Source organism: Shewanella sp. 553 (assembly GCF_059338375.1).
Map to the genome: position 1 here is coordinate 1,620,794 of NZ_CM181701.1, position 24,393 is coordinate 1,645,186.

The 24,393-nt window shown below is 48.5% G+C and carries 21 protein-coding genes; 17 read left to right on the forward strand and 4 right to left on the reverse strand.

The features are described 5' to 3' along the window. Nucleotides 1–101 precede the first annotated feature (101 nt). The 5 genes from sucA (at nucleotide 102) to AC5YBZ_RS07395 (ending at nucleotide 6,876) form a co-directional block, all read left to right on the forward strand. Nucleotides 102–2,921: a 2-oxoglutarate dehydrogenase E1 component gene (sucA, locus tag AC5YBZ_RS07375; RefSeq protein WP_494519371.1), complete on the forward strand. Its 2,820-nt coding sequence runs from the start codon at nucleotides 102–104 to the stop codon at nucleotides 2,919–2,921. Nucleotides 2,922–2,951: 30 nt separating this feature from the next. Beyond that, entirely contained in the window at nucleotides 2,952–4,139 is a 1,188-nt protein-coding gene (gene odhB / locus AC5YBZ_RS07380) for a 2-oxoglutarate dehydrogenase complex dihydrolipoyllysine-residue succinyltransferase (protein ID WP_494519370.1), read from the forward strand. 101 nt (nucleotides 4,140–4,240) lie between these two features. Further along, nucleotides 4,241–5,407, forward strand: a complete 1,167-nt coding sequence (gene sucC / locus AC5YBZ_RS07385; protein ID WP_475516578.1) for an ADP-forming succinate--CoA ligase subunit beta — start codon at nucleotides 4,241–4,243, stop codon at nucleotides 5,405–5,407. After that, nucleotides 5,407–6,279, forward strand: coding sequence for a succinate--CoA ligase subunit alpha (sucD, locus tag AC5YBZ_RS07390; protein WP_110458162.1), 873 nt, complete (start codon nucleotides 5,407–5,409; stop codon nucleotides 6,277–6,279). Before sucC ends, sucD begins: the two co-directional genes overlap by 1 nt. Before the next feature lie 333 nt (nucleotides 6,280–6,612). Next, complete coding sequence (locus tag AC5YBZ_RS07395) at nucleotides 6,613–6,876, forward strand: PepSY domain-containing protein (RefSeq protein ID WP_494519368.1); 264 nt, start codon at nucleotides 6,613–6,615, stop codon at nucleotides 6,874–6,876. Between the two features lie 231 nt (nucleotides 6,877–7,107). Here the strand turns inward: AC5YBZ_RS07395 and fur are convergent, their stop codons facing one another. Next, nucleotides 7,108–7,539 carry a ferric iron uptake transcriptional regulator gene (gene fur, locus AC5YBZ_RS07400; protein ID WP_110458160.1) on the reverse strand — a complete coding sequence of 144 codons (432 nt, stop codon included), beginning with the start codon at nucleotides 7,537–7,539 and terminating at the stop codon, nucleotides 7,108–7,110. A gap of 313 nt (nucleotides 7,540–7,852) precedes the next feature. Between fur and cobB the strand changes: the two genes are divergently transcribed. From cobB to AC5YBZ_RS07450, 10 genes are all read left to right on the forward strand, one after another. Beyond that, the gene (cobB, locus tag AC5YBZ_RS07405; RefSeq protein ID WP_475516580.1) at nucleotides 7,853–8,593 is read left to right on the forward strand and encodes a Sir2 family NAD+-dependent deacetylase; all 741 of its coding nucleotides are present in this window, start codon (nucleotides 7,853–7,855) and stop codon (nucleotides 8,591–8,593) included. Between the two features lie 44 nt (nucleotides 8,594–8,637). Then, a complete protein-coding gene (locus tag AC5YBZ_RS07410; RefSeq protein ID WP_494521634.1) occupies nucleotides 8,638–9,108 on the forward strand; it encodes an ATP-binding protein in 471 nt (156 codons plus the stop codon). A gap of 460 nt (nucleotides 9,109–9,568) precedes the next feature. Beyond that, nucleotides 9,569–10,759 carry a thiolase family protein gene (locus AC5YBZ_RS07415; protein WP_494519367.1) on the forward strand — a complete coding sequence of 397 codons (1,191 nt, stop codon included), beginning with the start codon at nucleotides 9,569–9,571 and terminating at the stop codon, nucleotides 10,757–10,759. 120 nt (nucleotides 10,760–10,879) lie between these two features. Further along, the gene (locus AC5YBZ_RS07420; protein ID WP_494519366.1) at nucleotides 10,880–12,385 is read left to right on the forward strand and encodes a CoA-acylating methylmalonate-semialdehyde dehydrogenase; all 1,506 of its coding nucleotides are present in this window, start codon (nucleotides 10,880–10,882) and stop codon (nucleotides 12,383–12,385) included. A 147-nt stretch (nucleotides 12,386–12,532) separates the two neighbouring features. Beyond that, nucleotides 12,533–13,690 carry an acyl-CoA dehydrogenase family protein gene (locus AC5YBZ_RS07425; RefSeq protein ID WP_494543631.1) on the forward strand — a complete coding sequence of 386 codons (1,158 nt, stop codon included), beginning with the start codon at nucleotides 12,533–12,535 and terminating at the stop codon, nucleotides 13,688–13,690. Between the two features lie 21 nt (nucleotides 13,691–13,711). Beyond that, nucleotides 13,712–14,485, forward strand: a complete 774-nt coding sequence (locus AC5YBZ_RS07430) for an enoyl-CoA hydratase (RefSeq protein WP_494519364.1) — start codon at nucleotides 13,712–13,714, stop codon at nucleotides 14,483–14,485. Then, nucleotides 14,485–15,618, forward strand: a complete 1,134-nt coding sequence (locus AC5YBZ_RS07435; protein ID WP_494519363.1) for an enoyl-CoA hydratase/isomerase family protein — start codon at nucleotides 14,485–14,487, stop codon at nucleotides 15,616–15,618. The genes AC5YBZ_RS07430 and AC5YBZ_RS07435 overlap by 1 nt, the downstream gene beginning before the upstream one ends. A gap of 56 nt (nucleotides 15,619–15,674) precedes the next feature. After that, on the forward strand, nucleotides 15,675–16,574 hold the full coding sequence (mmsB, locus tag AC5YBZ_RS07440) for a 3-hydroxyisobutyrate dehydrogenase (protein ID WP_494543632.1): 900 nt from the start codon (nucleotides 15,675–15,677) through the stop codon (nucleotides 16,572–16,574). 4 nt (nucleotides 16,575–16,578) lie between these two features. Next, entirely contained in the window at nucleotides 16,579–17,337 is a 759-nt protein-coding gene (locus AC5YBZ_RS07445; RefSeq protein ID WP_494519361.1) for an SDR family oxidoreductase, read from the forward strand. 205 nt (nucleotides 17,338–17,542) lie between these two features. Then, nucleotides 17,543–17,773 (forward strand): hypothetical protein, encoded by a 231-nt coding sequence (locus AC5YBZ_RS07450; RefSeq protein ID WP_494524683.1) that lies wholly within the window; start codon nucleotides 17,543–17,545, stop codon nucleotides 17,771–17,773. On the opposite strand, the gene AC5YBZ_RS07455 is transcribed toward AC5YBZ_RS07450, so the two are convergent. Continuing rightward, the gene (locus AC5YBZ_RS07455; protein ID WP_494519359.1) at nucleotides 17,770–18,165 is read right to left on the reverse strand and encodes a MerR family DNA-binding protein; all 396 of its coding nucleotides are present in this window, start codon (nucleotides 18,163–18,165) and stop codon (nucleotides 17,770–17,772) included. The two genes, AC5YBZ_RS07450 and AC5YBZ_RS07455, sit on opposite strands and share 4 nt — an antisense overlap. Before the next feature lie 94 nt (nucleotides 18,166–18,259). Here AC5YBZ_RS07455 and AC5YBZ_RS07460 point away from each other — a divergent pair, with 94 nt between their 5' ends. Continuing rightward, a complete protein-coding gene (locus AC5YBZ_RS07460) occupies nucleotides 18,260–20,569 on the forward strand; it encodes a heavy metal translocating P-type ATPase (RefSeq protein WP_494524685.1) in 2,310 nt (769 codons plus the stop codon). 270 nt (nucleotides 20,570–20,839) lie between these two features. Continuing rightward, on the forward strand, nucleotides 20,840–22,435 hold the full coding sequence (locus AC5YBZ_RS07465) for an ABC-F family ATPase (protein ID WP_494519357.1): 1,596 nt from the start codon (nucleotides 20,840–20,842) through the stop codon (nucleotides 22,433–22,435). 82 nt (nucleotides 22,436–22,517) lie between these two features. On the opposite strand, the gene AC5YBZ_RS07470 is transcribed toward AC5YBZ_RS07465, so the two are convergent. Further along, on the reverse strand, nucleotides 22,518–23,879 hold the full coding sequence (locus AC5YBZ_RS07470) for a leucyl aminopeptidase family protein (protein WP_494519356.1): 1,362 nt from the start codon (nucleotides 23,877–23,879) through the stop codon (nucleotides 22,518–22,520). Between the two features lie 78 nt (nucleotides 23,880–23,957). Further along, nucleotides 23,958–24,392 (reverse strand): hypothetical protein, encoded by a 435-nt coding sequence (locus AC5YBZ_RS07475; protein WP_494519355.1) that lies wholly within the window; start codon nucleotides 24,390–24,392, stop codon nucleotides 23,958–23,960. Nucleotide 24,393 lies beyond the last annotated feature (1 nt).

Sequence of the window (24,393 nt, forward strand, 5' to 3'; positions counted from 1 at the left end):
TTCTCGGGGCGGCAGATAGATTGCAATTGCAGTGCGATTAACTGGGATTGCATTTTTAAGACTTTGGCTAAACACGTGTATCAAGTTTGAAAGGAATAGAAATGCACCAAGGCATCATGAAAGCCTGGCTCGATTCGTCTCACTTAAGTGGCGCGAACTCGACCTATGTAGAAGAGATGTATGAAGCCTATCAAGAAGACCCACAGTCAGTATCAGACGACTGGCGCGCGGTATTTGATAACCTCCCATATGCCAACGGCGCAACAGATGTGCCCGAAGCTGCCCACTCAAAAGTACGTGAATATTTTCGTAGTTTAGCGTTAGAAGGCCGCCATAAGAGCTCTGCTCGTATTACCGACCCTGATGTGGATGCTAAACAAGTTAAAGTCCTACAGTTGATCAACGCTCACCGTTTCCGCGGTCACCAGAATGCGAATCTGGATCCCCTCGGTTTATGGAAGCGCGATGCCGTCACTGAACTGGACCCTGCCTTCCACGGCTTAACTAGCGACGATATGGATCGTGAATTCAACACAGGTTCATTTGCGCACGGTGGCGACACCATGAAGCTAGGTGATCTTGTGAATGCACTGAAGGCCACCTACTGTGGTGCTATCGGCGCTGAATACATGCATATCACAGATACCGATGAGAAACGTTGGATCCAACAACGTTTGGAGCCATCCTTAGGTAGAGCTAATTACGATAAATCCACCAAACTCCGTATTCTCGAAGGCCTTAACGCCGCCGAAGGTATGGAAAAATACCTCGGCGCCAAGTTCCCCGGTGCTAAGCGCTTCTCACTCGAGGGCGGTGACGCACTCGTGCCCATGATGCGTGAAATCATCTACCGTGGTGGCCAAGCCGGTACCAAAGAGATGGTCGTGGGGATGGCTCACCGTGGTCGTTTAAACCTATTGGTGAACATTCTCGGTAAAAAACCGTCAGAACTGTTTGATGAATTTGCTGGTAAGCACAGCGACGAATTACTCGGTTCAGGCGACGTTAAGTATCATCAAGGTTTCTCCTCAGATTTTGAAACGCCAGGTGGCAATGTTCATCTAGCCCTTGCGTTCAACCCATCGCACCTTGAGATAGTTAACCCTGTGGTGATGGGCTCTGTCAGAGCACGTCTCGATCGCCGCGGTTGTAAAACCGGTCTGCAAGTAATGCCCATCACCATCCATGGTGACAGTGCTATTGCAGGTCAGGGGATAGTACAAGAGACATTTAACATGTCTCAAACCCGTGCCTTTAAAGTGGGTGGCAGTATTCGTATCGTAGTCAATAACCAAGTGGGCTTTACCACTAACTTGACTGAAGATACTCGCTCAACAGAATACTGTACCGATATCGCTAAGATGGTGCAGGCGCCGATTTTCCACGTTAATGCTGATGATCCTGAAGCCGTGGCCTTCATTGCGCAGCTGGCGGTTGATTACCGTAACGAGTTTAAGCGTGATGTGGTTATCGATCTGGTTTGTTATCGTCGTCATGGTCATAACGAAGCCGATGAGCCAAGTGCTACACAGCCATTAATGTACGCCAAGATTAAAAAGCATCCGACGCCGCGTAAGATCTATGCCGAGCGTTTAATCGAAGAGAGCACCTTAGCTGCTGATGAAGTCACCAGCTTGATCAACGACTACCGTGATGCACTCGATAAAGGTGATTGCGTCGTTAAAGAGTGGCGCCCTATGACGCTGCATACGGTTGACTGGACGCCTTATCTTGATCGCGAGTGGGACGAAGCCTACCCAGGTGAAATGTCTATCGAGCGTCTGCAAAACTTGGCTGACAAGTTAAGTTATGTACCTGAAAATCATAAGTTACAGTCACGTGTCGCCAAGATTTATAAAGATCGTGTTGCCATGGCAAAGGGTGAAAAGCTGCTCGATTGGGGGTTTGCTGAAACCTTAGCCTACGGCTCAATTCTTGAAGATAACAAGCGGGTACGTATTACGGGGCAAGACTCAGGTCGCGGCACCTTCTTCCATCGTCATGCGGTATTACACAATCAAAACGATGCAACGGCTTATCTGCCACTGCGTAATGTGGCCGACGAGCAAGGCCCTATCGATATCTCTGATTCGGTATTGTCTGAAGCATCAGTACTCGCGTTTGAATATGGCTACGCCACAGCCGAGCCTGGCGGATTAACGCTTTGGGAAGCCCAGTTTGGTGATTTCGCTAACTGCGCGCAGGTCGTGATTGACCAGTTCTTGTCATCGGGTGAGCAAAAGTGGGGCCGCTTATGTGGCTTAACCATGCTGTTACCACACGGTTATGAGGGTCAAGGTCCAGAGCATTCCAGTGCGCGTCTTGAACGTTTCTTGCAACTTTGTGCTAACCACAATATGCAAGTGTGCGTGCCATCAACGCCTGCGCAGGTTTATCACATGCTACGTCGTCAAGTGGTACGTCCTATGCGTCGTCCATTGGTGGTGATGTCGCCTAAATCGCTACTGCGTCATCCATTAGCCGTATCGAGTATGGAAGAGCTTGCCACTGGCACCTTCCAAAACGTGATTGCGGAGATCGATGAGCAAGATAGCAGCCAGGTTGACCGCGTCGTGTTCTGTAGTGGTAAAGTGTACTTTGAGCTGCTTGAAAAGCGTCGCAAAGAGAATCTCACTAATATTGCACTGATCCGTGTCGAGCAATTGTATCCGTTCCCACATGAGGACATGGTACAAATCCTGGCGCAATATCAGCACGTTAAAGATTTCGTTTGGTGTCAGGAAGAGCCGCAGAACCAAGGTGCCTGGTATTGTAGCCAACACCATTTCTGGGCGGCGATTCCAGCAGGCGCACAGTTAACCTACGCAGGCCGTGAAGCATCTGCTGCCCCTGCTTGTGGTTACCCAGCACTGCATGCTCAGCAACAAGAATCTCTAATAAATAGCGCATTAAAACTGTAGTAATTGATAATTTAAAAAGGATAGCTTTCCATGAGTATCGAAATCAAGGTACCCGTACTGCCAGAATCAGTTGCTGATGCAACCATCGCCACTTGGCATGTCAAAGCTGGCGAGCAAGTGACTCGTGATCAAAACTTGGTTGATATTGAAACCGATAAAGTGGTACTTGAAGTGGTTGCGCCAGAAGATGGTTCAATCGTTGAGTTTCTAGCCGAAGAAGGCGACACCGTTCTAGGTGAAGCTGTGATTGCTAAATTTGTTGCTGGCGCGGTTGCTGGTCAAGAAGTGACTAAGGCGCAAGCTGAAGCACCACAAGAAGCGGCAAGTGATGAGTCAAATGATGCGCTAAGTCCATCAGTTCGTCGCTTAATCGCCGAACATAATGTGGATGCAGCTCAAGTGAAAGGCACTGGCGTGGGTGGACGTATCACGAAAGAAGACGTTGAAGCCTTCGTCAAATCAGCCCCTGCTGCGAAACCTGCATCAGCGCCTGCTGCTGTTGTAGCCCCACTAGGCGAGCGTAGCCAGAAGCGTGTACCTATGACACGTCTGCGTAAGACCATTGCCAATCGTCTACTTGAAGCGAAGAACTCAACTGCAATGTTGACGACGTTCAACGAAGTGAACATGAAACCTATCATGGACATTCGTAAGCAGTATCAAGAAGTGTTTGAGAAGCGTCACGGTATTCGTCTAGGTTTCATGTCTTTCTACGTCAAAGCCGTGACTGAAGCCCTGAAGCGTTTCCCAGAAGTTAACGCCTCTATCGATGGTGATGACATTGTTTATCATAACTATTTCGATGTGAGTATCGCGGTATCGACCCCACGTGGTTTGGTGACGCCAGTACTGCGTGACACCGACACCATGAGCCTTGCTGAGATCGAACGTAACGTGCGTGAATTAGCCATCAAAGGCCGTGACGGTAAGCTGACTGTTGATGATATGACAGGCGGCAACTTCACCGTGACTAATGGTGGCGTATTTGGCTCACTCATGTCGACGCCTATTTTGAACCTGCCACAAAGTGCGATTTTAGGCATGCATGCCATTAAAGATCGCCCGATGGCAGTTAATGGTCAGGTTGAAATCCTGCCTATGATGTACCTAGCATTGTCTTATGACCACCGCATAGTCGATGGTCGTGAGTCTGTTGGCTTCTTGGTTGCCATTAAGGACTTCCTCGAAGACCCAACTCGTCTATTGCTCGACCTGTAAGACGACGTTGATTCGATGCCTATCGCTTTGGTGGGCATCACCCTCGCTACTGGCTCCTATGAGCCGGTTGGATTTGATAAGAAGTATACGGATAGATCATCATGAATTTGCATGAATATCAGGCAAAATCCCTATTTGCCGAATATGGTTTACCAGTGTCAGAAGGTTTTGCTTGTGATACCCCTCAAGAAGCGGTAGAAGCGGCAGGCCATATTGGCGGTGATATGTGGGTTGTTAAGTGTCAAGTACACGCAGGCGGCCGTGGTAAAGCAGGTGGCGTTAAAGTTACCGGCGACAAAGAAGAGATCAGAGCATTTGCTGAAAATTGGTTAGGTAAGAACCTTGTCACTTACCAAACTGACGAAAAAGGCCAGCCAGTTGCTAAAATCTTAGTCGAAAGCTGCACCGATATCGCTAACGAACTTTATCTTGGCGCTGTTGTTGACCGTGCGACTCGTCGCGTGGTGTTTATGGCATCAACTGAAGGTGGTGTTGAGATTGAGACTGTGGCTGAAGAAACGCCAGAGCTGATTCACAAAGCCATTATCGATCCGTTAACGGGTCCACAGCCTTACCAAGCACGTGATCTTGGCTTCAAATTGGGTCTAAACCCAACACAAATGAAGCAGTTCACTAAAGTGTTCATGGGTCTTGCTAAGATGTTCAACGACCATGATTTCGCACTGCTTGAGATCAACCCGCTGGTTATCACGACCGAAGGCAACATTCACTGCCTAGACGGTAAGATAGGTATCGATGGCAACGCATTGTTCCGTCAACCAAAAATCCGCGACATGCACGATCCATCACAAGATGACGCGCGTGAAGCACATGCGGCTAAATTTGAGCTTAACTATGTTGCCCTCGACGGTAACGTAGGTTGCATGGTAAACGGTGCCGGCCTAGCAATGGGTACCATGGACATCGTTAACCTACACGGCGGCAAGCCAGCTAACTTCCTAGACGTTGGCGGCGGGGCGACTAAAGAGCGCGTAGCTGAAGCATTTAAGATCATTTTGTCTGACGCTAACGTTAAAGCGGTTCTGGTGAACATCTTTGGTGGTATCGTACGTTGTGACATGATTGCCGAAGGCATCATTGGCGCAGTGAAAGAAGTGGGTGTTGAAGTGCCAGTTGTGGTTCGTCTTGAAGGTACTAACGCTGATCTCGGTCGCGAAGTATTGGCTAACTCTGGTCTTGACATTATTGCAGCTGAGTCACTAACTGACGCTGCTGTTAAAGTTGTTGCTGCTGCGGAGGGCAAATAATGTCTGTATTAATCAATAAAGATACCAAGGTCATTTGCCAAGGTTTCACTGGTGGTCAAGGTACTTTCCATTCTGAGCAAGCTATCGCGTATGGCACTCAAATGGTTGGTGGTGTTTCTCCAGGAAAAGGTGGTCAAGTTCACTTAGGTCTTCCAGTATTTAATACTGTAAAAGATGCCGTAGCTGAAACGGGTGCAACAGCAACCGTTATCTATGTACCAGCCCCTTTCTGTAAAGATGCCATTCTTGAAGCTATCGATGGTGGCATCGAGCTAATCGTTTGTATTACTGAAGGCATTCCTACTCTGGATATGCTGCAAGTTAAGGTTAAGCTTGAAGAAACTGGCGTGCGCATGATCGGTCCTAACTGCCCAGGTGTTATCACCCCAGGTGAATGTAAGATTGGTATCATGCCTGGTCACATCCACAAGCCTGGTAAAGTGGGCATTGTTTCTCGCTCTGGTACCCTAACGTACGAAGCGGTTAAGCAAACTACCGATGAAGGTTTCGGCCAATCAACTTGTGTTGGTATTGGTGGCGACCCAATTCCAGGTACTAACTTCATCGACGTATTGGAAATGTTCCAAAACGATCCACAAACAGAAGCCATCGTGATGATTGGTGAAATTGGTGGTACGGCTGAAGAAGAAGCGGCTGAATATATCAAAGCTAACGTGACTAAGCCTGTTGTTTCTTACATTGCTGGTGTGACTGCACCAGAAGGTAAGCGCATGGGGCATGCTGGTGCGATCATCGCTGGTGGTAAAGGTACTGCAGAAGATAAGTTTGCAGCACTAGAAGCGGCGGGCGTAACTACCGTACGTTCACTTGCAGATATCGGCAGTGCACTACGTACTAAAACAGGTTGGTAATCTTACCCACTTGTAAATAGGCGCCTTAGGGCGCCTTTTTTGTGGGTTATTTTTGAGCTTTCAGTTTGATAACTTACGACTATAACCATTAAACGCCGCTATCTTGCCTCTGTTATGTCAGTTGTTGTGTCAGTTAATCGTGCCGTGTTTTTTATCAGGCTGTCATATAACTGTATCGATATAAAAAGGCATTTTTTTGCTGCTAAAAATTATTGAACAACCCAAAATCCTATGATAAAAATTGCCGCGAAAAAGAGCAGGTATGATGTAAATGGGTGTCAGGTCATCGTCCCGGTTTAACGTGTTATCCAAATGCAATGAAGGAGAGATATTATGAAGCAGCTGTTTGGTGCAATGATAGCTTGTACTTTATGCCTTGGTGCGACTCACTCTTTTGCACATGAGAAGCCACCTGTCGATGCTAAACCGCTTTCTGAAGTGATTAAGGCATTAGAAGCGCAGGGCTACTCGCCCATTACTGAAGTCTCTGTTAAAAGGGACCAGTGGGAAGTGGAAGCTTACAAAGATGGAGTCGAGCGTGAGCTGCGTATCGATCCTATCGATGGCAAAATTCTTTCAGATAGATTAGACGATTAAGCCGAGGTCATGCTTGGGTTAATTTGAGATTTAAAATGTAAGCAACCCGTTTATTGATAAGCATTGTGATGTCGAAGGTGACTGCCGCGTTTAGGCGTTGTCTCCTTAGGCTTATGCATTGACTCCTCAAATGTGAAAAGCGACCAATGAAAAAGGGATCCTAGGATCCCTTTTTCATATCAGCTGGCTATCAAGATTAACTTGGCTATATCGCCTCTGGTCTGTTAACCATTAAGCATCGCCGTGATCGCACTCATCATTGGTGCAAACACCGTAGAGATAGAGGCTATGATTGGTTAATTTAATATTGTGCTTCATCGCTATCTCATCTTGACGACGCTCAATCATATCATCGGAAAATTCAATCACCTTGCCGCAAGATAAACAGACTAAATGATCGTGATGATGTTGTGATGATAATTCGAAAACCGCCTTGCCGCTTTCGAAGTGATGTCTGGTGACAATACCTGCATCATCAAATTGATTTAATACGCGATAAACAGTTGCTAACCCAATTTCTTCACCAATATCGAGTAGCTTTTTGTACAGTTCTTCTGCACCGATGTGCTGATTTTCAGGTCCCTGCATCAGCTCGAGGATCTTGACTCGTGGTAAGGTGACCTTTAATCCCGCTTTCTTTAGCGCTTGATTTCCATCTGTCATTATTAATCTCTTGATTGCAGAACCTTAGCATCGCCAATAAAGGTTCAGTTGTTGATATTGGCAACCATTATAGGGGCTGAATTTAAAAACTTAAACCTTTGATCTTGCATATTGTTCGCTTAGTCAGCAAATCGAGTGCAATTGATTGTTTGCTGGTAAAATATAGCGAATTTTACACATACTTTTTATAGTGGTATTTATACTAATGCCCAATACACCTCGCCACTGTGTTCTGGCAGGCTTAAATTGAACATAGGCGTATTGGATATATGGCAACGAGTCAGTATTAAGATAACAATAACAAGGAAAGCAGATGTATCGGCAGATCGTGATATTAACCGGGGCAGGCATCTCTGCCGAGTCAGGGCTCAGAACCTTTAGGGATCAAGACGGGCTATGGGAAGAACATAAAATAGAAGATGTAGCGACCCCAGAAGGGTACGCGCGTGATCCTGAAATGGTGGAGCGTTTTTATAACGAACGCTGGCAGCAGCTGCATGACGGCCATATCGAACCCAACGAGGCGCATAAGGCCTTAGCCCGACTCGAGCAAGAGTTTGATGGTCAGCTACTCGTGGTGACGCAAAATATTGATGACTTGCATGAAAGGGCGGGTTCTCGCCGCTTACTGCATATGCACGGTGAGCTCACAAAAGGGCGCTGCCCTCGTTCACAACAGACATTTTTGCTGACAGATCACTTTGGGGTTAATCATACCTGCACCTGTTGCATACCGGCCCAGCGCCTGCGGCCTCATGTGGTGTGGTTTGGTGAGATGCCTATCGGACTAGATCGTATCCAACATGCGCTCGATACTTGCGATCTATTCATTGCCATCGGCACCTCGGGGACGGTTTACCCGGCCGCCGGATTTGTTGACACGGCTAATCATCACGGCGCGCAAACAGTTGAAGTTAATATTATGCCCGCCGATCGCCACAGTCAGTTTCAATATCATCTGCAGGATAAGGCCAGCCGCATTTTGCCACATATGGTTGATACGATTTTGCGTGGTGACAAGATTAACGATGAGCTAATAGGTGCGCCGCAGTAATGCAATTAGACATAGAACTGGATACAAGCGTGGCGCTCGATAGGATGTTGGCCAGTCAAAATACTCAGACTGACAAGTTAGCGATTATTATGCGCGGCTTACCTGGTAGCGGCAAAAGTTATTGGGTTGAGCAGTTTATTGCAGCGCAGCCTGCCGCAGTCGCGCAACAGATAAGGCTTAGGGGTTATTTTTCGACCGATAACTTATTTTATCAACAGGGGCAGTATCAGTTTAATCCCAGTCGGCTGAGTGAATACCATCAACGTAATTTAACCCTGTTTATTCAGGCGTTGGCACGGGGTGAGCCCATAGTCATCTGTGATAATACCAATATGGCCTATTGGGAATATATGGCCTACGACGCGGCGGCAAAGGCACTAGGGTATCAGGTGCGCATCGTGTTAATTGGCGAACCGCTGGATGAAGTGCATCAGCAACTCTGCGCCGAGCGTAATCAGCATGGGGTGGGATTAAAGCAAATTCGCGCTATGGGCAAACAATTTGACGATTTTTAAATCGGTAAGTTTGGTGGCTGCATTGCAGCCCGAATATATCAACTGAGATAAGGACGTGCAGTTTGACGGTGTCGCCTTGATGGCGCTCACTTAGCGAGTGCCAATAACTTGGTTTTATGTATAGCTTTTCTTGATGGCATTTTATTTGTATTTGAAATTTAACCTTTAAGTTGTTAATTTTTAACATTATAAAGTTTTATCGCCCCCCAAAATTTGCTTGCCCATATAGTGGCAGGTGTCCTCTCTTTATTTGCCAGCAAGCCTTTTGGCCACTCACACATTACGCCAAAGTGTAAATCCAGACTGACAAAACCTTAGACTAAAGTTATACCATTTTGGCGAGTTAACACTTGCTTTACGTTCGCGTAAACGTCAGAGTAATATTATTTGAAATTGATCACAGTTCATCACGTGTTCTCAACATGTGGTTCGAGCAAAAAATACCGAGATGGAGCGGAAGATGACTACAGAGCAAACAAACCAAGATATCGTGATTGTCGCGGCGAAGCGCACCCCTATGGGGGGCTTTCAAGGCGCGCTATCGAGTGTCACATCGCCAACACTGGCTGCCACCGCAATTAAAGCCTTGATGGATTTCACGTCAATTGCAGGCGCTGACGTTGATGAAGTACTTATGGGGTGTGTATTGCCAGCGGGTCTTGGTCAAGCGCCGGCGCGTCAAGCGTCGTTAGGGGCTGGACTGCCATTATCGGTTGGTGCGACCACAGTCAATAAAGTCTGTGGCTCTGGAATGAAAACGGTGATGTTAGCGCATGATCTCATTAAAGCGGGTAGTGCCAATATTGTTATCGCTGGTGGTATGGAAAGCATGAGTCAAGCCCCTTATCTACTCGACAAGGCCCGAGGCGGCATGCGTATGGGTCATGGCAAGGTGATGGATCACATGTTCCTTGATGGCCTCGAAGATGCCTATACCGGTGGTGCTATGGGGACGTTTGCCCAGAAGACCGCTGATGACTTCTCCATTAGTCGTGAAGCGATGGATAACTTTGCGCTAAGCTCACTGCAAAAAGCCAATGCCGCGATTGAATCTGGCGCGTTTAAAGCTGAAATTACCCCGGTGACAGTATCGAGCCGACGTGGTGATGTCGTGGTCGATACCGACGAGCAGCCAGGGAATGCGCGTCCTGAAAAGATCCCCACACTACGCCCCGCATTCGCCAAAGAAGGCACTATCACTGCCGCAAACTCAAGTTCAATTTCAGACGGCGCTGCCGCACTCATGCTCATGACCCGCGAGCAGGCCGATGCAAAGGGACTGGAGGTGCTGGCGACCATTAAAGGTCACACGACTCACGCTCAAGAGCCGTCGATGTTTACCACAGCGCCTGTTGGCGCCATGACTAAGTTGCTCGACAAGGTTAACTGGACTAAAGCCGATGTCGATCTATTTGAGGTCAACGAAGCCTTTGCCATGGTCACCATGCTAGCGATTTCAGAGCTCGGGCTAGACGAAACCAAGGTTAACGTCAACGGCGGTGCTTGCGCATTAGGCCATCCAATCGGTTGCTCTGGCGCCCGTGTGCTAGTGACCTTGATTCATGCCTTAAAAGCAAAAGGGCTTACGCGCGGCGTGGCTTCATTGTGTATCGGTGGCGGCGAAGCCACCGCTATGGCGATTGAAATCTAATCCATTTGCTCGGGCTGATAGATGTGCTATTGGCCCATTGGCATAACCTCAGTTAACGATGTGAGTTTTTAGCTGTCACTTACATTTTTGTCTTAGTTAAAAAGATCTTAGGAAAGCAATATGACTATTCAAGTTAAACATTACATCGATGGTGAATTTACCTTAGGCCAAGGCACTCAGCAGATCTCGGTAACTAATCCGGCTAATAATGAAGTGATCGCGACCATTAACGCTGCGACTACATCAGAAGTTGAAATTGCTATCGCTAGTGCGAAAAAAGCCTTTACGACATGGAAAGAGGTGCCTGTATCAGAGCGTGCTCGGGTAATGTTTCGCTATCAACATCTACTAAAAGCCCATCATGATGAGATTGCAACGATTCTGGCTCAAGAAACGGGTAAAACTTTTGAAGACGCCAAAGGTGATGTGTGGCGTGGTATCGAAGTGGCTGAGCACGCTTGTAACATTGCTAACCTAATCATGGGTGAAACCGTTGAAAACGTGGCGCGCAGTATCGATACCTACAGTTATACCCAGCCTTTGGGCGTATGCGCTGGTATTACACCATTTAACTTTCCGGCGATGATCCCATTATGGATGTTCCCGTTGGCGATTGCCTGCGGCAACACCTTTGTACTTAAGCCGTCGGAGCAAGATCCGATGACGCCGCAGCGCTTGGTCGAACTGTTTGAAGAGGCGGGCGCACCCAAAGGTGTTCTGCAGCTAATTCATGGTGACAAAACGGCGGTCGATGTGCTGCTGACGCATCAAGATATTAAAGCCATTTCCTTTGTCGGCTCAGTTGGCGTGGGTCAATATATCTACAAGACGGGTACCGATAATCTTAAGCGTGTACAAGCCTTTGCCGGCGCTAAAAATCACTGCGTGATCATGCCCGATGCTAATAAACAGCAAGTCATTAATAACTTGGTTGGTGCATCTGTCGGCGCCGCGGGTCAGCGTTGTATGGCGCTGTCGGTAGCAGTATTTGTGGGTGAAGCGAAAAACTGGATCCCTGAGCTACGTGATGCCATCGCCAAAGTCAGACCGGGCTTATGGGATGATAAAGACGCAGCCTATGGTCCTGTTATCAGCCCTGCGGCGAAAGCTCGCGTGCTTAAGCTGATTGCTCAAGGCAAAGAAGAGGGCGCCGAATGCCTGCTCGACGGTAGCGATTTCACTGTCGAGGGCTATGAAAGCGGTAACTGGGTCGGACCGACTATGTTCACTAATGTGACTACAGAGATGAGCATCTACCAAGAGGAGATCTTCGGGCCTGTGTTGTGCTGCATGGAAAGTGATTCTCTTGAAGACGCTATCGAGATAGTCAACGCCAGCCCATATGGTAACGGTACCTCTATCTTTACCGCGAGCGGCGCGGCGGCGCGTAAGTATCAGCATAATATTGAAGTGGGCCAGGTGGGGATTAACGTGCCGATTCCTGTGCCGCTACCTTTCTTCTCGTTTACGGGGTGGAAAGGCAGTTTCTATGGCGATCAGCACGCCTATGGAAAACAAGCGGTGCGTTTCTACACTGAGACCAAGACCATCACCGCGCGCTGGTTTGAATCGGACATCTCCGATGTTGAGCATCATGCGCCGAATATGACGATTGCCCTGAAATAACGTGAAAGCCTTGGACTAATGGGTCCAAGGCTTTTCATCATGTGTTTACCGCTAATAATCAACAATCAACAAGTAACGCACCGATATTAAAAAATGCCGCATTATCACTAGCGGCGAATAACCATAGGTGCTCAAGGAGTTAATCAGATGGATTTTAATCTGAATGAAGACCAACGCCAGTTTGCCGAACTGGCAACTCAATTTGCCAATGAAGAGCTAGCTCCATTCGCCGCCAAGTGGGATGAAGAGCATCATTTCCCTAAAGATGTCATTCAAAAAGCCGGAGAGCTGGGCTTTTGCGCTTTATACTCGCCAGAATCGGAAGGTGGCATGGGCTTATCTCGCCTCGATTCCTCGATCATTTTCGAGCAGCTTGCGATGGGCTGCACCGCCACCACGGCCATGTTGACTATTCATAATATGGCGACCTGGATGATCACTAGCTTTGGCTCTCAATCCCTGCGAGATGAATGGTCAGCGCCATTGACCACAGGTGAAAAACTGGCCTCTTACTGCTTAACCGAAGCGGGTGCCGGCAGTGATGCGGCGTCACTCAAAACCAAAGCCGTTCGTGAAGGCGATGAATATGTGATCTCCGGCGCTAAGATGTTTATCTCTGGCGCTGGTTCGACTGAGATGCTGGTTGTTATGTGCCGCACCGGCGAAGCGGGTCCTAAGGGGATCTCGGCCATTGCGCTACCCGCAGACACCGATGGCATCAGCTACGGCAAAGCGGAAGATAAGATGGGCTGGAACGCCCAGCCAACCCGTGAAATTACCTTCGATAATGTTCGTGTGCCAGTAAGCAATCTGTTAGGCGAAGAGGGTCAAGGTTTTACGTTTGCCATGAAGGGATTAGATGGCGGTCGCATCAATATTGCCACTTGCTCTGTGGGTACGGCGCAAGCGGCGCTCGATCGCGCAACTCAATATATGAATGAGCGTAAACAGTTTGGTAAGCCGATCGCGGCATTTCAAGCATTGCAGTTCAAGTTAGCCGATATGGCGACGGAGTTAGTTGCTGCTAGGCAGATGGTGCGTTTAGCCGCCTTTAAACTCGACAGTGGTGACCCTGAAGCGACGGCCTATTGCGCCATGGCAAAACGTTTTGCCACCGATATTGGCTTTAGCGTTTGTGATAGTGCATTGCAGCTTCACGGTGGTTACGGCTACATTCGTGAATATCCGCTGGAGCGCCATTTCCGTGATGTGCGCGTACATCAAATCTTAGAGGGAACTAACGAGATCATGCGTTTGATTATTGCTCGTCGTCTACTCGACGAAAACGCTAGCCCGATCCTGTAATTGTCACAAAGGAGCATAAAGATGACAGCGATTATCGAGAAAATTATTGGCCATACCGCGGTACTCACAATGAGCAATCCGCCAGCAAATACATGGACAGCATCGAGTTTACAGCTACTTAAGCAAAAAGTAAGCGAACTGAATGCCAACAAAGAGATTTATGCTTTAGTGCTAACGGGTGACGGGGAAAAGTTTTTTAGTGCTGGTGCCGATCTCAAACTGTTTGCCGATGGCGATAAAGGTAATGCGGCTTCAATGGCCAAACATTTTGGCGAAGCGTTTGAAGCCCTCAGTGGTTTTCGTGGGGTATCGATTGCTGCTATCAATGGCTATGCTATGGGCGGCGGGCTCGAAGTGGCGCTTGCCTGTGATATTCGCATCGCTGAAGCACAGGCCGTGATGGCATTGCCTGAGGCGACCGTTGGCTTACTTCCTTGCGCTGGTGGTACTCAAAATCTTACCGCCTTGGTCGGGGAAGGCTGGGCAAAGCGGATGATCTTATGTGGCGAACGTGTCGATGCCGACAAGGCACTGCAGCTGCGATTAGTTGAAGAGGTGGTGGCTAAAGGTTCAGCCTTAGATACGGCGTTAACCCTTGCTGAAAAGGTGGCTAACCAGAGCCCTAGCAGTGTGACTGTGTGTAAGCAGCTTATTCAAGCGGGCCGAATGATGCCACGAACGCAGGCGCTGCCTGTCGAGCGTGAGTTGTTTGTTGGCTTGTTTGACACGAAAGATCAGGCCGAAGGGGTTAACGCGTTTTTAGAAAAGCGCCAAGCAAAATGGACCAATAGCTAATGAGTATTGAGCAAAGCAATAGCGTGGTATTTCAAACCTTAGGCACCTTGTCAGGCAAGTTGGTCGGTGTTGCCACGCTGAACATGGAAAAGGCACTCAACGCGCTTAACTTGGAGATGATCCAAGCGCTTACTCGTCAACTCTCCGCGTGGGCACAAGATGATAGCATCGCTATGGTGGTGCTAGATGGTGCCGGCGAAAAAGCATTCTGCGCCGGTGGTGATGTGCGCGCCCTGTATCACGCCTCTAAAGAGACGCCGGGTGAAGTGACCGACATGGCGAGGGTGTTTTTTACCGACGAGTATCATTTAGATCATCTGCTGCACACCTTCGATAAACCCGTGTTGGTGTGGGGCGATGGCATAGTGATGGGCGGCGGCCTCGGACTCATGGCTGGCGCCAGTCATCGCATTGTCACCGAAAAATCGCGCATCGCCATGCCAGAGGTGACCATTGGACTTTACCCCGATGTGGGGGGCAGTTACTTCCTCAATCGTATGCCTGGCCACATTGGCCGTTTTCTTGGCATGACCGCTTACAATATGAATAGCGCGGATGCTTATTTCGTTGGCCTGGGAAATCATTATCTTAATAGCGATGATAAACAGCCGCTGTTTGATGCGCTAGCCAGTATCGATTGGGAAGGCGACATCGGGGTTAATCACTCTAAACTTAATGCGTTATTAGAAGCGATGACGAGTCGCTGCTCGATCAAGATGGGTGAGAGTGTGCTTGCACTGCATCAAGCGCTGATTGATCAGTTGATGGAGGGCGATTTAAGTCAGATCATGGCAAGAGTGGCCGCCTATGAGACTGATCAACCTTGGCTAGAACGTGCACTTAATACTATGTTAGCCGGAAGCCCATTGAGCCTTCATCTGGTTTATGAGCAATCACGTTTAGGCACCGAATTATCACTCGAACAAGTATTTCAGCGCGAGCTGGGTATGAGTTGTAATTGCTGTGCTATCGGTGACTTTGTCGAGGGTGTTCGAGCGCTATTAATTGATAAAGATCGCCAGCCAAAGTGGAAATATGCCAGTGTCGATACAGTGGACGCACAAGCGGTTACACAGCTATTGACCTCACCATGGCCTGAGGATCTACATCCACTAGCTAAACTCGGCCGATAGGACGAGTAAGTTACAGGTTTTCGTCAGGGTATTGTCCTAGGGAAAAGGAGTAAGAGATGAGTACAGTTGCATTTATCGGTTTAGGTAACATGGGTGGCCCAATGGCGGTTAACCTAGTAAAAGCGGGTTTTACCGTTAAAGCGTTCGATCTGTCTCAAGATGCGCTGCATCATGTGAGTGAGCAAGGCGCCATCCCAGCGCCGAGCGCCTGCGCAGCGGCGGCATCGGCCGATATCGTGGTCACCATGTTACCTGCAGGCAAGCATGTGCGCGCCTTATACCTTGGCGACGATACCAATAAAGGGATTATCGATGTGGTTGCTCAAGGCACCTTATTAATCGATTGCTCGACTATTGATGCCGAAAGCGCGCGCTTTGTGGCCGAGCAAGCCAAAGCTAAAGGGTTAGAATTTATCGATGCGCCCGTATCGGGCGGTACCGCTGGCGCGAGTGCTGGTACGCTTACGTTTATCTGTGGTGGCAGCGACAGTGCCTTTGACCAAGCCCAAGGGGTATTAAATGCCATGGGGGCGAATATATTCCACGCAGGCGCCGCTGGCGCTGGGCAAGTGGCTAAGATCTGCAACAATATGTTGCTGTCGGTATTAATGGTTGGCACCAGTGAATCATTACAGATGGGGATAGATCATGGCCTTGATCCCAAAGTGCTTTCTGAGATCATGAAAGTCAGTAGTGGTGGTAATTGGGCGCTAGATAAATATAATCCTTGTCCAGATGTGATGCCAAGCGTGCCGTCATCGAACGGTTACCAAGGCGGTTTTATGGTGGATTTAATGGTAAAAGACTTAGGCTTGTCGCAAGAAGCGGCGCTGTTGTCTAATTCCAGTACTCCAATGGGATCCTTGGCACGCAGTTTATATGTTAATCATGCCCGTCAAGGCAATGGTAAGCGTGATTTCTCCAGTATTTTTGAGCAGTTTAATAACAAAGGGTAAGTTGATGGATTTAAAAGATAAGGTAGTGGTCATCACAGGTGGTGCTGGCGGACTTGGTTTGGCGATGGCACAAGAGTTAGCGGCTGCTGGGGCAAAGTTGGCGCTTATCGATGTCGATCAAGAAAAACTCGAACGTGCCTGTGCCGATATTGGCGCGGCGACGGAAGTGCAAGGTTACGCTTTTGATATCACCGATGAAGAAGATGTGGTGGCGGGTTTTGGTTACATTTTAGAAGACTTTGGTCAGGTGAATGTGTTAATTAATAATGCCGGTATTTTGCTCGACGGCATGTTGGTCAAAGCCAAAGATGGCAAGGTGACCGACCGTATGTCATTTGCGCAATTCCAAGCGGTGATCAATGTTAACCTGACAGGTTCATTCTTGTGCGGTCGTGAAGCGGCAGCCGCCATGATTGAATCACAGCAGCCGGGCGTGATCATCAATATTTCTAGTCTTGCTAAGGCCGGCAATATTGGTCAAACCAACTATGCGGCATCAAAAGCGGGTGTGGCCGCGATGTCGGTTGGTTGGGCGAAAGAGCTTGCGCGCTACAATATTCGTAGCGCCGCCGTAGCGCCAGGTGTGATAGAAACCGAGATGACCGCCGCCATGAAGCCTGAGGCCTTGGCGCGTCTTGAACAGATGGTGCCAGTTGGCCGTTTAGGTCAAGCGAGTGAAATCGCCTCGACGGTGAAATTTATCATCGAAAACGATTATGTTAACGGCCGAGTATTTGAAATCGACGGTGGCATTCGTATCTAAGCTAAATGGCTTGATACACTAAGCAAAACGGGCATAGGCCCGTTTTTTGTTGGCGCATTTCATCAATGGGCCAAATGAGAGATACTTAACTACCTTGTTTCGCCATATACATCTTATACATGAGTCAGAGATTATATGGAGATGAGTGATACTTAAATACGGTCATCAATGTTTTAAATGGTTAGTCAGAGATTAGGCAGAGATTATGTGGATAGAAAAAGTCGCGAAACAGTTGATGTTGCTCATTGGCATTATGGGAGTATTAGTGATTTACAGTGGCTTTTTTTATCTGTTATTTCAGTCTCAAGGGCCACAGTTGCCTTGGTATATCTTGCTGTCTCCCTGGTTATGTATTTACTTTGGTTTAAGCGCACAGCAACAGCGCCGCACGCTTCATTGGTTACGAAAAAAGTGGCCATTTAATCGTTCTAATTAAAGGTTATTGTTGCTTAACCCTTTTAAAATGGCGCATTCTGGCTGAGCCCCGCCGGCACACTGATGGATCAACTCACTCAGTTGTTGTTTCAGTTGATTCAGTTGCTCTATACGCCGGTTAGTTTCATCAAGGTGCACTTGAGCAATACGTTTCACATCTTCTGCGCTGCGGCTGGTGTCACTTTTTAAACTCAGTAACGTACGGCAATCGTCTAGACTAAAGCCGAGCTCGCGGCAATGGTGTAAAAAGTGCAATTCATCGAGCTGGGCATCACTATAATATCGATAACCATTATGGCCTCGTTCGGCGCACACTAGGCCAATATCGTGATAGTAGCGGATACTCTTAACCGATAAGCCAGTTTGTTTTGCCGCCTCTCCAATATTGATCATATTTATCTCCACACATTGACTCTCCCATAAGGGGAGACATTACGCTTGATGGTATAGAAAGACAAATTAATATCCATCCACAGGAGTCATACCCATGGATAAACTTATCTTTTATGTGCCAACCATGAATTGCGCCAGCTGCGTAGCTAAAATTGATAAAGCCATGGCGGCGTTAGCTAGCGATGGTGAGCAGGTCGAAACATCAGTCAACCTTGCCGATAAACAGGTTACCGTGGTGGGGATTGCTAAGGCGCAGCGAGTGGCTAACGCGTTAGCAAATGCCGGTTATCCGGGCCAGCAAGTGATCGACCAGCAGTTAGCGATCAAAGAGCGGCAAGAAAATGAGCGTAAGGAGTATCGCACCCGATTATGGCAATCCATGGCGGCGCTTGCACTGGGTGTGCCTATGATGCTGTGGGGATTGTTAGGTAATGAGATGATGATCAACAGCCCCGCACAACAAGTGGGCTGGGGGATCATGGGCATGCTCACTTTAGTGCTGCTTATCACTACCGGCGGTCACTTTTATCGCGGTATGTACAGCTCGCTTAAGGCTGGCAGCGCCAATATGGATACCCTTATCGTGTTGGGCACCAGTTCGGCGTGGCTCTATTCTATGTTGGTGGTTGTTATACCCCAGTGGTTTCCAGCCGACACCCGTCACGTTTACTTTGAGGCCAGTGTGATGATTTTAGGCTTAATCAACCTTGGTCATGCGATGGAGCTGCGCGCACGCGGTAAAACCAGTGAGGCGGTCAGTAAGCTAATAGGTTTGCAAGTGACCAGTGCCACGCGAGTGACTGATGATGGCGATGAGGTTGTCGAGATTAGCGCCATTAATATTGGTGATAAGTTGCGCCTTAAACCTGGCGAACGCGTGGCACTGGACGGTGACGTGCTTGAGGGACAGGCGCTGATCAACGAGGCGATGTTAACCGGTGAGCCTGTACCAGTAGAGAAGCAGCCAGACGATAAGTTAAGCGCCGGTACGGTTAATGAAAACGGCAGTCTCATTTACGAAGTCACCGCTAGGCAACAACAGACTAAGCTGGCAAAAATAATCGAACTGGTGCAAGAGGCGCAAACTTCGAAACTGCCCATTGGCAGGTTAACCGATAAAATTGCCGCGTACTTTGTCCCAGTGGTAGTGCTAATCGCCATTATTGCTGCCATAGTCTGGTTTGTGGTGGGGCCAGCCCCCCAGCTGAGCCATGCGCTGGTGGTGTTAACCACGGTACTGATCATTGCCTGCCCTTGCGCGTTAGGGCTGGCGACGCCGATGTCGATTATGGTGGCGGTGGGGCGTGCGGCCCAGATGGGCGTATTACTTAAAAACGGTGAGGCGCTGCAAAGTGCCAGTAAAGTCTCCACTGTGGTGCTCGATAAAACCGGCACTATCACTCAGGGGAAGCCTGCAGTCACCGATGTGGTCACGCTCGCTAAGATGACCCGTGACAATCAGCCTACAGGCAGTCAAGCTGGCGATAATGAGACGGCAAGTCCTCTTAGCGAAGATAAGTTAATTGCCTTGCTAGCCAGTGCGCAGCAGCGCTCGCAACACCCCTTAGCGGCGGCCATGATAACAGAGGCTAAACGCCGTGAATTGGCGCTTGGTGAGGTCGATAGTTTTGACAATATCACCGGCCAAGGGATTGTTGCCAAAGTGAATGGCCATAGATTGGTGGCCGGTAACCTTAAGTTAATGCAAGCAGAGCAGATTAGCGATATTGAGCGAGCAGCAAGCCATGCTAGTGATTTTGCTCAAATGGGGAAGACGCCTATTTATTGTGCGGTTGATGGTCATCTACAGGCCGTGGTGGCGATTGCCGATCCTATTAAGGATGATGCCAAAGCGGCGGTGGCGGCCCTGTTACAACAAGGAAAAAAGGTAGTGCTGCTCAGCGGCGATAATCAGCACACAGCAACGGCCGTAGCGCAGCAGGTGGGCATTACCGATGTCGTTGCTGAGGTCAGTCCTGAGCAAAAGCTGGCGCTTATCAAGGCGCGTCAATCAGAGGGTGAAGTGGTTGCTATGGTGGGTGATGGGATTAACGATGCGCCAGCTTTAGCCAAAGCGGACGTTGGCATCGCCATGGGCAGCGGCACGGATGTGGCGATAGAGAGCGCAGACATCACCTTGTTATCTGAGCGCGTGATGGCCTTAGCGGATACCTTTATGTTGGCTAACGCGGCGTTGCGTAATATTAAACAGAATCTGTTTGGTGCCTTTATTTATAACACCTTGGGGATCCCCGTTGCCGCTGGCGTCTTGTTTCCGTTGACGGGGTGGTTACTCAGCCCTGTGGTAGCTGGCGCGGCGATGGCCCTGTCTTCATTGACTGTGGTGACCAATGCTAACCGGTTACGAGGACTGCGTTTAGGCACTGATGCAACTAAAAAGTAGGCGGTTGGGGCAAGATATCCTGCTGTTAGACTCTGGGTCATGACACCCTTTAGTGAAGCCATTGCGTCGATATTTTATGCGACTTTTCTGGGGAAACTTTAGGGTTGTCATTGCTAATTACCACCTAAATCGCTATAGTAGCGCGCTTTAATTTGTCCCTTTTAGCGCGGTGTATCATCACTGCATCCTTGACTGAGAGTATACCGTCAGTTTGGGGATCAAATGGCCACCATTGGCAGCGCTTCGCTTAACTAATTTCGGAATTTCACATTGATCACAACAGCTAATATCACCATGCAGTTTGGCTCTAAGCCACTGTTTGAAAACATCTCAGTCAAATTTGGCGGCGGCAACCGCTACGGTCTTATCGGCGCTAATGGTTGTGGTAAATCAACCTTCATGAAGATCCTAGGCGGTGAGCTTGAGCCTACTTCGGGTAACGTATCGCTTGATGTTAACGAGCGTCTAGGTAAGTTAAGCCAAAACCAGTTTGGTTATGAAGAGTTCAACGTGGTTGATACTGTGATCATGGGCCATGCTGAGCTGTGGAAAGTCAAGCAAGAGCGTGACCGCATCTATTCTTTGCCAGAAATGAGTGAAGAAGATGGCATTAAAGTGGCTGAGCTTGAGATGGAATTTGCCGAGATGGACGGTTATACCGCCGAATCTCGCGCGGGTGAATTATTGCTGGGCGTGGGTATTCCGCTTGAGCAACACTTTGGTTTGATGAGCGAAATCGCGCCAGGTTTCAAGCTGCGAGTGCTGCTTGCCCAGGCACTGTTTAGTGACCCAGATATCTTGCTACTCGATGAGCCTACCAACAACTTGGATATCGACACCATTCGTTGGTTACAAGAGATGCTCAATCAGCGTAACAGCACCATGATTATCATCTCGCACGATAGATATTTCTTAAACTCTGTCTGTACTCACATGGCTGACTTGGATTACGGCGAACTGCGCGTTTATCCGGGTAACTACGATGAGTATATGATGGCGGCTAACCAAGCTCGTGAGCGTTTGATGTCTGATAACGCTAAGAAAAAGGCACAAATTGCTGAACTTCAAGGCTTCGTTGCACGCTTCTCGGCTAACGCCTCTAAAGCGAAACAGGCGACTTCACGTGCTAAGCAGATTGATAAAATTAAGCTTGAAGAGGTTAAAGCCTCAAGCCGTGTGAATCCATTTATCCGTTTCGAGCAGGAAAAGAAACTGTTCCGTAACGCATTAGTGGTTGAAGATTTGGCTAAAGGTTTCGAGAACAACCCGCTATTTAAAGGCGTTAACCTGATTGCAGAAGTGGGTGAGCGTATTGCGGTACTGGGTGAAAACGGTGTGGGTAAGACCACTATGTTACGTACCCTTATCCATGATATTCCACAAGATGAAGGCACTATCCAATGGTCTGAAAACTCAGCCATCGGTTATTACGCCCAGGATCATGAATCTGATTTTGAAAACGACATGACTTTGTTTGACTGGATGAGCCAGTGGCGCAAACCAGAAGATGACGATCAAAGCGTTCGTGGTTACTTAGGCCGTATGTTGTTTGGCTCTGATGACATCAAGAAGTCAGTCAAGGTGTTATCAGGTGGTGAAAAGGGCCGTATGCTATTTGGTAAACTCATCATGCAAAAGCCAAACATCTTGGTTATGGATGAGCCAACCAACCACTTGGACATGGAATCGATTGAATCGCTCAACAATGCGCTAGAGATGTATGAAGGCACATTGTTGTTTGTCAGTCACGACCGCGCATTTGTATCATCACTCGCCACCCGTATCATAGAGATCACCGCCGATGGCGTGAACGATTTCAGAGGCACTTACGATGAGTTCTTGCGTAGCAAGGGTGTCGATGCTTAATCGCCGCTAAACCCCATTGATAAAAAAGCCCAAGGCAATTACATTGCCTTGGGCTTTTTGTTGGTTGGCTGTTTTAAAACGGCTATTTAGCGAAACGTTGTGCTAGATATTCAAACACCGCTCGAATACCAAAGGCTTCACCACCAATGGGGCGACCGGGTAAGGTGCGGTTGTTCCACGCCATGACATCAAAATGGCTCCAGCTTATCTTGTCATCCACAAAGGCTTCAAGATACAAGGCGGCGGTGATCGCGCCGCCAAAAGGCGTCTTACCACAGTTGGCTAAGTCGGCAATATCGCTGCCAGTAAGATCAAAGTAGGCTTTATGCAGCGGCATGCGCCAGACGGGATCTTCAACCTTAAGTCCTGCAGCAGTAATATCAGCAGCCACTTCGTCATCATTACTAAAGAAGCCAGGTAACTCAGTACCTAAGGCGATGCGCATGGCGCCGGTTAAGGTGGCAAAGTCGATCAACAGATCAGGCTTTTCATCGCTGGCATCGGCAAGGGCATCACACAAGACTAAGCGGCCTTCGGCGTCGGTGTTATCAATCTCAACGGTTAAGCCTTTACGGGTGATGATCACATCACCTGGGCGAAATGCATTTGCCGAGACCGCATTTTCCACCGCCGGCACCAGTACACGCAGGCGTACAGGCAGGTTACTGGCCATAATTTGGTGGGCTAAACCAATCACATGTGCCGCACCGCCCATATCTTTCTTCATCAAGCGCATGCCTGCACCGGGTTTAAGATCTAAACCGCCCGAGTCGAAACAGACCCCTTTACCCACTAGCGTCACTTTAGGCGCATTTTCATCGCCCCAGGTTAAATCGATAAGCCGTGGCTGGTTGTCACTGGCGCGGCCAACCATATGGATGGTGGGGTAGTTTTGCTCAAGCAGTTCATCACCGATGATTTGCGTCACTTGGCCGCCGAACTCTTCAGCCAAGGCCTCCATGGTGTCGCCCAAATCTTGTGGCATCATGTCGGCAGCAGGGGTGTTAACCAGATCGCGCACTATGGTCACCGAACGTACCAGTTTTAATGTACTGGCGACCAAAGCGTCGTTATCAATAACAAGTTGAGGATACTGTTTATCATTTTTCTTGTATCGATCGAACTTGTAAGCCCCTAATGCCCAACTGAACGCGGCGACTTTACACTGAGCTTCGCTGGCATCGAGGTAGTACTGATTGGCGGGCAGTTGGTTGACGATATCGCCGCAAACCCAGTAGTCATCCGGTGATTCGCTAACATAGACAACCTGTGCCAGTTCTCCGTCGGCACCGGGGATCAGGCTTAAACCTTTGCCTGAAAACTGGGTGGCTTTAAGCCAATTTTGCTGTGTTGCTGGCAATTGCTCATGCCATTGTGAAAAATCTTCAGTTGAAATGATCGACAAGGGAATGCCGTTGGAGCCAGTTATAAGTAGTGAAGTCATTGGGTATCATCTTATTTGAGGTCAAAAAATCAATTAAGATTATCACGCTAGCGCCACAAGGTGAATGTGGCGGGTGAGTTACTGCGGGTTATTGCTGGTTTTTTCTACGACGTGGATATCACGTTTATGCTGTTGGGCCACACGATTAAGCTGGGCTTTTCGCTCTGATAAGTTATTGAAAGAGCTCGGTAGAATCTCAACGCCTACCACCTTAGCCAGTTTAACCACTATGGGGATAGTGATTGGCGCAAAAGGTAACACGGCAAATACGCCTAAGCCCAGCCCCTTGATGAGATCGGCTAACTGCTTGTTGGCTAGCTTCAACTCCTCTTTATTGGCCTGTTTACGAGTGTAGCGTTTGTAGGTCACCAACATCTCTTTGGTTTCCTGTTTTTCTTGTGACAGCGCATCTTTCAGCACCAGCATGTCGCGTTTTAAACGCAGGCCGAATCGGCGTCGAGAGATGTGAAATACTCTAAAAGGCGCTTTATGTAATTTACGGTAAATTTTCATG

Coding starts and splice junctions, on each gene's coding strand:
- AC5YBZ_RS07475 (WP_494519355.1), bottom strand. CDS start 24,392: ATGAAAATTTACCGTAAATTACATAAAGCGCCTTTTAGAGTATTTCAC.
- cobB (WP_475516580.1), top strand. CDS start 7,853: ATGTATCGGCAGATCGTGATATTAACCGGGGCAGGCATCTCTGCCGAG.
- AC5YBZ_RS07460 (WP_494524685.1), top strand. CDS start 18,260: ATGGATAAACTTATCTTTTATGTGCCAACCATGAATTGCGCCAGCTGC.
- AC5YBZ_RS07435 (WP_494519363.1), top strand. CDS start 14,485: ATGAGTATTGAGCAAAGCAATAGCGTGGTATTTCAAACCTTAGGCACC.
- odhB (WP_494519370.1), top strand. CDS start 2,952: ATGAGTATCGAAATCAAGGTACCCGTACTGCCAGAATCAGTTGCTGAT.
- AC5YBZ_RS07445 (WP_494519361.1), top strand. CDS start 16,579: ATGGATTTAAAAGATAAGGTAGTGGTCATCACAGGTGGTGCTGGCGGA.
- AC5YBZ_RS07470 (WP_494519356.1), bottom strand. CDS start 23,879: ATGACTTCACTACTTATAACTGGCTCCAACGGCATTCCCTTGTCGATC.
- AC5YBZ_RS07425 (WP_494543631.1), top strand. CDS start 12,533: ATGGATTTTAATCTGAATGAAGACCAACGCCAGTTTGCCGAACTGGCA.
- sucD (WP_110458162.1), top strand. CDS start 5,407: ATGTCTGTATTAATCAATAAAGATACCAAGGTCATTTGCCAAGGTTTC.
- AC5YBZ_RS07450 (WP_494524683.1), top strand. CDS start 17,543: ATGTGGATAGAAAAAGTCGCGAAACAGTTGATGTTGCTCATTGGCATT.
- AC5YBZ_RS07415 (WP_494519367.1), top strand. CDS start 9,569: ATGACTACAGAGCAAACAAACCAAGATATCGTGATTGTCGCGGCGAAG.
- sucA (WP_494519371.1), top strand. CDS start 102: ATGCACCAAGGCATCATGAAAGCCTGGCTCGATTCGTCTCACTTAAGT.
- sucC (WP_475516578.1), top strand. CDS start 4,241: ATGAATTTGCATGAATATCAGGCAAAATCCCTATTTGCCGAATATGGT.
- AC5YBZ_RS07410 (WP_494521634.1), top strand. CDS start 8,638: ATGTTGGCCAGTCAAAATACTCAGACTGACAAGTTAGCGATTATTATG.
- AC5YBZ_RS07430 (WP_494519364.1), top strand. CDS start 13,712: ATGACAGCGATTATCGAGAAAATTATTGGCCATACCGCGGTACTCACA.
- fur (WP_110458160.1), bottom strand. CDS start 7,539: ATGACAGATGGAAATCAAGCGCTAAAGAAAGCGGGATTAAAGGTCACC.
- mmsB (WP_494543632.1), top strand. CDS start 15,675: ATGAGTACAGTTGCATTTATCGGTTTAGGTAACATGGGTGGCCCAATG.
- AC5YBZ_RS07455 (WP_494519359.1), bottom strand. CDS start 18,165: ATGATCAATATTGGAGAGGCGGCAAAACAAACTGGCTTATCGGTTAAG.
- AC5YBZ_RS07395 (WP_494519368.1), top strand. CDS start 6,613: ATGAAGCAGCTGTTTGGTGCAATGATAGCTTGTACTTTATGCCTTGGT.
- AC5YBZ_RS07420 (WP_494519366.1), top strand. CDS start 10,880: ATGACTATTCAAGTTAAACATTACATCGATGGTGAATTTACCTTAGGC.